Raw genomic sequence first — 397 nt, 5'->3', positions numbered from 1 at the left:
GTCGTCCCGGAAACGCGCAGCGCTTATCCGGGATCTTGTAACCACCCCACACGTCGTCCCCCCACTCCACCGTCATCCCCGCGAAGGCGGGGAACTTATCAGGTATGAGCGTGCTGTTTGAAAAGGTCCCGGAACAAGCCAAGGTCCCGGGGCAAGCCCGGGATGACGGGGGAGGGGGGCGTCTCCGCATCAAAGTGAGATACCTTCATCCGTCGTCCCGGAAACGCGCAGCGCTTATCCGGGATCTTGTAACCACCCCACACGTCATCCCATCCACTCCACCGTCATCCCATCCACTCCATCGTCATCCCCGCGAAGGCGGGGAACTTATCAGGTATGAGTGTGCTGTTTGAAAAGGTCCCGGAACAAGCCAAGGTCCCGGGACAAGCCCGGGATG

Source organism: Marisediminitalea sp. (assembly GCF_984433645.1).
The sequence above is the reverse complement of the archived record's forward strand: the minus strand, read 5'-3'. Positions refer to the sequence as shown.